Below are 7,567 nucleotides of genomic sequence, written 5' to 3'. Positions count from 1 at the left end.
TCGATACGTACCGCGCCCCGATGGGGGAACGGGCCGCGGCGCCTTCGTCGCGGATAACAAACCCTACGGCGCGATTATTTCATACTATCTGGCTCCGCGAACGGCGGCCAAGCCGTCCGCTCCGCAGCACGCGCGCACCCGGCCCAAGCACGCGCCGAAAGCTCCGAAGGAAGTGGTACACCTGGATGTCCTCGACCGCAGCGGCCATCTGATTCGCTCCTTGAAGGCCACTGCGAAGAACGGGATCAATCGCGTGGTCTGGGATTTGCACGCCGATCCACCGGGCGGCAGGAACGCCGTCCAAGATCCGCGCGCATACTACGTGTTCTATCCGTTGGAGATCGAGGGGCCGCAGGTGCTCCCGGGTACCTATACCTTGCGTCTTCGCGCGCGTGGGCTCACCCGCAGCGTGCCGGTGGTCGTCAAGCTCGATCCGGCATCGCGCGTTACCGATGATGGGCTGCGGGCGCACGCGGACGCGCAGATGCGACTCGACCGGCTCCAGGAGCGAGCCGAAGTGTGGCTCAACGAGATCGCGACGCTCGATCGCCAAATCGCCGCTCGCCGCAAACGCACCAAGGACCGCGGCGTATTGACGGTACTCGACGCATACGGAAAACAACTGCATCGCACGGCCGATCTTCTGCGCAACGGGGACGGCAGCGAGAATGCCGGTTACACACATCCCGCGCGCGTGGTCGATCGGATCGCGTATTTACGGCATATTCTCCAGACCTACGATGGCCCGCCGACGCAAGCGCAGGCAGCGCAAATGGCCGCTGCGGCCGGCCGTATCGACGCGCTTGCGCCGCTCGTGAAGAGCGTGCTAGTGGAGCGAATTCGCGCCGTGAACGCACGCTTGCGAGCTGCGCGCCTGCCAGAGATGCAAGCGAAAATCACTCGTCCCAAGGCTCGTAAGCGTGGGTCTTAAGCAACCGCTTGGCTCCATCAAGAGCCCTCAAATCACACCATAGACTTCTCACAAACGTATCACAATCAGTGTGACTAGGTTCCCTTCGGAGGAATACACTCTTCTCAAGGGGGTGAAGGAATGTCGGCATCGGATTTCTCCGGCTGGCGTCCATCCGACGCAATCATTGCGGAGTTCGATCGAATTCGCCGCAACAGCATACGAATTAAGGCTTTCGTCGCACGCCACGGTGAGCGATCCGCACTGATCTTTGCCCGCGCTCTGTCGCCCAGCTTTCAAAAAGAACGCGAATTTCAGGAGCGCTTGGTCGGTGTCGGACGCGACGACGAGTTTGAGGAAGCTTGTGCGATCGTCCGTGCCGTGGGTCAAGACGCAGCGTCGCTGCTGCCGCAACTCGTGCGCGGCTACTATCACCCGCAGAAGATCGATCGATACGCCTAGCCGCCTCTCATAAATAGGACCGCGAAATGGGACCGCGCAGCGGAAATGCGGTGCGCCGGGTCTAACTCTCCTCAGTTCATGCTCACCGAACGCGTGATGCTTCGCGCTCTCGCATCCAATCGACTCGACACCGGACGCGGATACCACCTGGAAGGGCGGGTCCGTCATTTGCGCTTTTCGCCCGGGGATGGACGGATCGAAGCCGAGGTCGTGGGGACGCGCCAACAGATTCTCCACGTGGTCGTGTTGATCGGTAACGCAAGCACCGGCGTCACGATCGACGGAACCTGCACCTGCTTGGTGCGGCACAACTGCGCGCACGTTGCGGCCACGCTCTACGAAGCGCTCGATATCTCGACGACCGGACGTATTCGCGCGCACAGCGACAGCAGCGACGAAGCCATCGAACAGTGGATGCACGAACTTGGTGCGGCAGCCGAACTGGAACCCACGGCCGCGCCGCCCCTCGGAGCGCATCTCGCCTACGTCGTCGACGTACGCGAGATGATGTTCCGCCGCGAGGTGACGGTCCAATCCTTTCTCATCGCCGAATCGCGGGACGGCGTTGCCGCGGTGCAACCCTTTCGCCTACACCACCTCTCGAAGAGCAGCTCGGCCCACACCACGCAAGAGGATCGCGATATCGGGCGGCTGCTGGAGTTTTCGGGGCTCATTCCAGGCCAGAACGGCCGCACCAGCGCACACGTTGCGTTGGATTTGTTGCTCCGCATGCTCTGTGCGACGGGGCGCGCGCACTGGCGCACGCGCGAGGCACCGCCGCTCCGCCTCGGCGACCCGATCGCGTCGGAGTTTTCGTGGCGCGCGGATGCCGACGGGCGGGCCCGTCCGTCGGTTGCCGACGATGGCTTGATCCTGCTGCCGACCGACCCGCCGTGGTATGTCGACCCGGTTCGCAACGTCGCGGGGGTGATCGATATCGGCGTACCGACGGCGGTGGCCGGTACGCTGGCTGCGGCACCCGCGCTCAGCGCGCGACAGGCCGAACGCGCGCGTGCGTTGTGGAACGGCCCCCTGGCCCACATGCAGCCCTCGCACAGCGGCGTAGCGAGCGTCGAAGAAGCGTTGGCGCCCGTTCCGGTAGCGATCCTGCGCGGCGGCCGCACGTCGGCCTTTGCGCCGGCTTCCTCCGCACTGCGTCCGACGCTCGATCTGCGTTTCGATTACGGCGGCTCCCTGATCGAAGCGACCGATCCCAGCGGTGAGGTCCGCGCCGGCGATCGCTCGCACCGCCGTCGTCGCGATATCGAAGCGGCTGCGGTCGCGCGCTTGCGCGAGATCGGTTTTCGCGAGCACCTTTTCAGCGCGCAGGACGGCAGCGGCCGCACCCTGTTCGCGTACGCCTTCGAAGCGGACGAAGAGTATCGCTGGGGGCGAATGATCGATATCGATCTCGATATGCTGCGCTCGCAAGGTTGGCGCGTCGAAATCGACCCGAGCTTCAGCCTGGACGTCGTGCACGCGGAGGGCGTTTGGGAGAGCGATCTCTCCCAAAACGGTAATCGATGGTTCGAATTCGATCTCGGCGTCGACGTGGCCGGCAAGCGCGTCTCGTTGCTCCCGATCATTCTCGAGGCGATTCGGCGCGCCGGGCCGGGGTCGTTGGACGAGCCGCTGTACGGTCAGCTTCCCGACGGGAGGTTCCTCGCGCTACCGCCGCAACGATTGGCGTTCGTTCTCTCGACCCTGGTCGAACTGAACGACGGCGAGACGAAGCTCACTCGGGACGGGCGCTTGGAGCTCTCGCCCGCTCAAGCGGCTACGCTGGCCGACGTCGACGGCGAACTCACCGTGCGCTGGAACGGAGCGGGACGTCTTCACGAATTTTTCCGTTCGACGTGGCAGAACGAACCGCTCGAATTGCCGGCGTGGTTCGGTGCGACCTTACGGCCGTATCAGCGCGACGGCGTCGCATGGCTCCAACGTTTGGCGCGCTACGGCTTCGGCGGCATTCTCGCCGATGACATGGGCTTGGGAAAGACGGTGCAACTCCTCGCGCACGTCTCCATCGAGAAAGAAGCCGGACGTTTGCGGGCACCTTGCTTGGTGGTTGCGCCTACCAGCGTCGTACCCAATTGGCTCTCCGAAACGGCGCGGTTCGCACCGAACCTTCGCGTGCTCGTGCACGCCGGAGCGGGGCGAGCCGAGAATGTGGATCTCATCGAAAACGCCGATATCGTCCTGACGAGTTACCCGCTGCTGGTGCGCGATGCCGGAGAGTTGCTCTCGCGCGAGTGGTCGATCGCGGTATTAGACGAAGCGCAGATGATCAAAAATCCCGCCTCCAAGGGCGCGAAGACCGCGCAACTCCTGGACGCACAGCAGCGCATCGCCTTGACGGGTACGCCGATCGAGAATCATCTGGAAGAATTATGGTCGCTGGCCGCGTTCTGCGTGCCCGGGATGCTCGGCGACCGGCGCACGTTCCGACGCGTGTTCCGCGCTCCGATCGAACGGCGCGGCGATCTCGACCGCCGTTCGCTCCTCGCGCGACGCCTCGCACCGTTTCTCGTGCGCCGGACCAAGGGCGAAGTCGAGGCCGAGCTCCCCGAAAAAACCGAGATCGTGCAGCGCGTCGAATTCGGCCAAGCGCAGCGCGATCTCTACGAGACGATTCGGCTCGCGATGCACGAGCGGGTGCGGCGCGAATTGGCGAATCGCGGCGTCGCGCGCAGTCGCATCGTCGTGTTGGATGCGTTGTTGAAATTGCGCCAGGCTTGCTGCGACCCGCGATTGGTGAAGGTCGCCGCCGCCAAGAGCGTCGAGGGCTCCGCCAAGTTGGAAGCGCTGGTCGAGATGCTTCCGAGCCTCATCGACGACGGCCGTCGCATCCTGCTCTTCTCGCAGTTTACGAGCATGTTGGATCTGATCGTCCCGGAATTGGAGCAGCGCTCGATACCGTTCGTGCAACTGCGCGGAACCACCAAGGATCGCACCACCCCGGTCGAACGATTCCAGCGCGGCGAAGTCCCGCTCTTCCTCATCAGTCTCAAAGCCGGCGGAACGGGCCTGAACCTTACCAATGCCGACACGGTGATCCATTACGACGTCTGGTGGAACCCGGCGGTCGAGAACCAGGCCACCGATCGTGCTCATCGGATCGGTCAAGAGCAGCACGTGTTCGTCTACAAGCTCATCGTCGCGGGCAGCGTTGAGGAACGAATCCTCGATTTGCAGCAGCGCAAGAGTGCGCTTGCGAGCGGGCTCTTCACCGACGGCGCGACCACCGTCAACGCGCTCGACGCCGCCGATATCGAACACCTCTTCGCCCCGCTGGACGCATACGAACGGGCTGGAAGCCTGCCCGTCTGAAGCGACCGCCCCCGGTACATGGGAAGCGGCACCCGTTGTGGCCAAAGGCCCCGCATGAATCAAAGCACGATGCGCCGCTTCATAGGCGGCTTCGTTACGTTACTTACCGTGGCCCTGAGTTGCACGACCGGCGGTCGCGCGGATTCGGGCCCTTCGGCGCCCGGGCTCGGCGTCGCACCTCCGTCAACGTACGTTCGCTATGGGCGGCCGATCATCGCGATCGAACACGTGCGCGTGATCGACGGCACCGGCGCGGCACCGCTCGAGGACCGGACGGTCGTGATCGAGCGAGGCACGATCGCTCGCATGGGCGCGGCGTCGAGCGTCGTCGTTCCCGCCGGGGCAACCCGCATCGATGGGCGTGGCGAGACGCTCACGCCCGGATTCATCGGCACGCACGATCACCTCTATTACGTGAGCGGTGGACCGATGTTCATCATGCGGGAGATGCCCTTTAGCTTTCCGCGGCTCTATTTGGCCGCCGGCGTCACGACCATTCGCACGACCGGCAGCGTCGAACCCGAGACCGATATTCGCATCAAGGATGCCGTCGACCGGGGGCTGCTGGCCGGGCCGCATATCCAAATCACCACCCCGTACCTCACCGGCTACGAGCCGCAATTCATCCAGATGGCGACCCTGCGTAGTCCAAGCGACGCGCGTGCCACGGTGAATTTTTGGGCCGACCACGGCGCAACGTCGGTGAAGATGTACATGCACGAGCCGGTCGACATCGCTCGCGCCATCATCGCGGCCGCGCACGCGCGCGGGATGCGGGTCCTCGCGCACCTCTGCTCGATCGGCTTTTCGCAAGCGGCCGCGATGGGCGTCGATAGCATCGAGCATGGGCTCGAAGTCGATTCGGAATTCATGCCGGGCTTTCACGAAGGGGTCTGCCCGACGGATCACGCGGCGTTGATGCAGTCGATCGCGAGTTTACGCATCGCAGGCCCCCGGGCGCAGGCGACGATCCGGACGATGATCGCCCACCACGTCGCGCTGAGCTCGACGCTGGGCGTCTTTGAGGGATCGGTGCCGCCGCCGATGCGCGTCGAACGGCGCATGTTTGCGCTCGAGGATCCGGTGACCGTATCCGAGGTGATGCACGTCCGCGCCCGCATCCTCAAGAGCCCGCTGTTGCCGACGTTTCGAAAGCTCTTCGCGCAAGAGCTGGCATTCGACGTTGCCTTCTTTCGCGCGGGCGGGCTGCTTACGCAGGGGCCGGATCCGACCGGGTACGGCGCGACCGTCGCCGGGTTCGGTGACCAGCGCGACATGGAACTCTTGGTAAAGGGCGGATTGACGCCGGTGCAAGCCATCCAGGTCGCCACCCTCAACGGCGCGCGTTCGCTCGGCATCGCCCAACATACCGGCAGCATTCAAGTTGGAAAGGCCGCCGATCTCGTGCTCGTCCGTGGAAATCCCGCGTCGAACATCGATGCGATCGAAAATGTCCAAACCGTCTTTAAAGACGGCGTCGGTTACGATTCGGCCGCATTACTCCGATCGATCAAAGGCGACGTCGGCCGGCAATAGCCGGCGATAAGTGAGGGTTGTGTAAGCATGACTAGTTCTTTCCCGACCGCGGAAACGATCGAGGACCATCCGCTCGTCGACGACGTTAACGCGATCCATCGCGAGAATCTCTCCGTTACTGAGCGCATCTGCAAACGCGTTGCCGATGCCACCGGTGCTCCTATCGCGTTGTTGCTGGCGGTGGTCGTTCAGGCCGTGTGGCTCACGGTCGGCCAGATCACCCGTTCGGACCCGTACCCGTTCGCATTCTTGCTCACGTGCTCGAACATTCTGCAACTCATCCTGATCTTCGTGATCGCGGTCGCGCAACGGCAGTCGTCCGAGCATGCGGAGCTGCGAGCCGAGGCGGATCACGACAATATTTCGCGGCTGCTCTACCACCAGCAAGTCCAGGAGCAACTGCTGCTGCGCTTAGCGGAAAAGACGCAGACCGAAGTTGCGGATCTGCGCGTGATGGTCGCAAGGCTGGTAAGCGAAAACGCTCCGCTCGGTGCGGCATGATGGACGAAAAGCGCACGGAACTGACCCTGCGGGGCCTCTTGATCGGCGCCGCCATCACGCTCGTATTCACCGCGGCAAACGTCTATCTTGGGCTGAAGGTAGGACTGACGTTCGCTTCGTCGATTCCGGCAGCGGTCATTTCGATGGCCGTCCTGCGCGGTTTCAAGAGCGCGACGATCTACGAAAACAACATCGTGCAGACGGTCGCGTCGGCGGCGGGCACGCTGTCGTCGATCATCTTCGTGTTACCCGGGCTCGTCATGGTGGGCTGGTGGACCGGTTTTCCGTTTTGGGAATCGTTCGGCGTCTGCGCGGTTGGCGGGATCCTGGGCGTGATGTACAGCGTTCCGCTGCGCCGGGCGTTGGTAAGCGAATCCGATCTGCCATATCCGGAGGGTGTTGCGGCCGCGGAAGTGCTTAAGGTCGGTATGGGCTCGCGCACCTCGGGAGAGCCGAGCGCGGACGCGCTCGAGGAGAATCGCTCCGGCCTGCTGGCAGTGGTGTGGGGAACCATCGTTTCGGCCGGCCTCGCAGCGCTGGTTGGTACGCGGTTGTTGGCCGGAACGATCGGCGGGTATTTCCGTATCGGCAATGCGGCAACGGGCGTCGGGTTCTCGCTCTCGCTCGCGTTGTTAGGCGCCGGCCATCTGATCGGCATTTCGGTCGGACTCGCGATCCTTGCCGGCTTGGTGATCGCGTGGGGCTTTGCGACGCCGATCATTACCGCACTCCATCCGATGGCCGGCTCGGCCGCCGATATCGCGAACGTGGTCTGGGGAACGAAGGTCCGCTTCATCGGAGCCGGTGCGATCGGCGTCGCGGCGATGT

6 protein-coding genes are annotated in these 7,567 nt (G+C 63.8%); all 6 read left to right on the top strand.

Annotated features, from left to right (window positions below):
* Positions 1-931, top strand: a 931-nt coding sequence (locus VMW12_02755) for a hypothetical protein (GenBank protein HUZ48645.1), incomplete at its 5' end; no start/stop codon positions are given.
* Between the two features lie 120 nt (positions 932-1,051).
* Positions 1,052-1,372: a hypothetical protein gene (locus VMW12_02750; protein ID HUZ48644.1), complete on the top strand. Its 321-nt coding sequence runs from the start codon at positions 1,052-1,054 to the stop codon at positions 1,370-1,372.
* A 78-nt stretch (positions 1,373-1,450) separates the two neighbouring features.
* Positions 1,451-4,702 carry a DEAD/DEAH box helicase gene (locus VMW12_02745; GenBank protein ID HUZ48643.1) on the top strand — a complete coding sequence of 1,084 codons (3,252 nt, stop codon included), beginning with the start codon at positions 1,451-1,453 and terminating at the stop codon, positions 4,700-4,702.
* A gap of 69 nt (positions 4,703-4,771) precedes the next feature.
* Complete coding sequence (locus tag VMW12_02740) at positions 4,772-6,238, top strand: amidohydrolase family protein (GenBank protein HUZ48642.1); 1,467 nt, start codon at positions 4,772-4,774, stop codon at positions 6,236-6,238.
* Between the two features lie 27 nt (positions 6,239-6,265).
* Positions 6,266-6,739: a DUF1003 domain-containing protein gene (locus VMW12_02735; GenBank protein ID HUZ48641.1), complete on the top strand. Its 474-nt coding sequence runs from the start codon at positions 6,266-6,268 to the stop codon at positions 6,737-6,739.
* Positions 6,736-7,567, top strand: an 832-nt coding sequence (locus tag VMW12_02730) for an oligopeptide transporter, OPT family (protein HUZ48640.1), incomplete at its 3' end; no start/stop codon positions are given. The genes VMW12_02735 and VMW12_02730, both read left to right, overlap by 4 nt.

Source organism: Candidatus Dormiibacterota bacterium (assembly GCA_035532835.1).
Lineage (GTDB): Bacteria > Vulcanimicrobiota > Vulcanimicrobiia > Vulcanimicrobiales > Vulcanimicrobiaceae > DAHUXY01.
The sequence above is the reverse complement of the archived record's forward strand: the minus strand, read 5'-3'. Positions and strand labels throughout refer to the sequence as shown.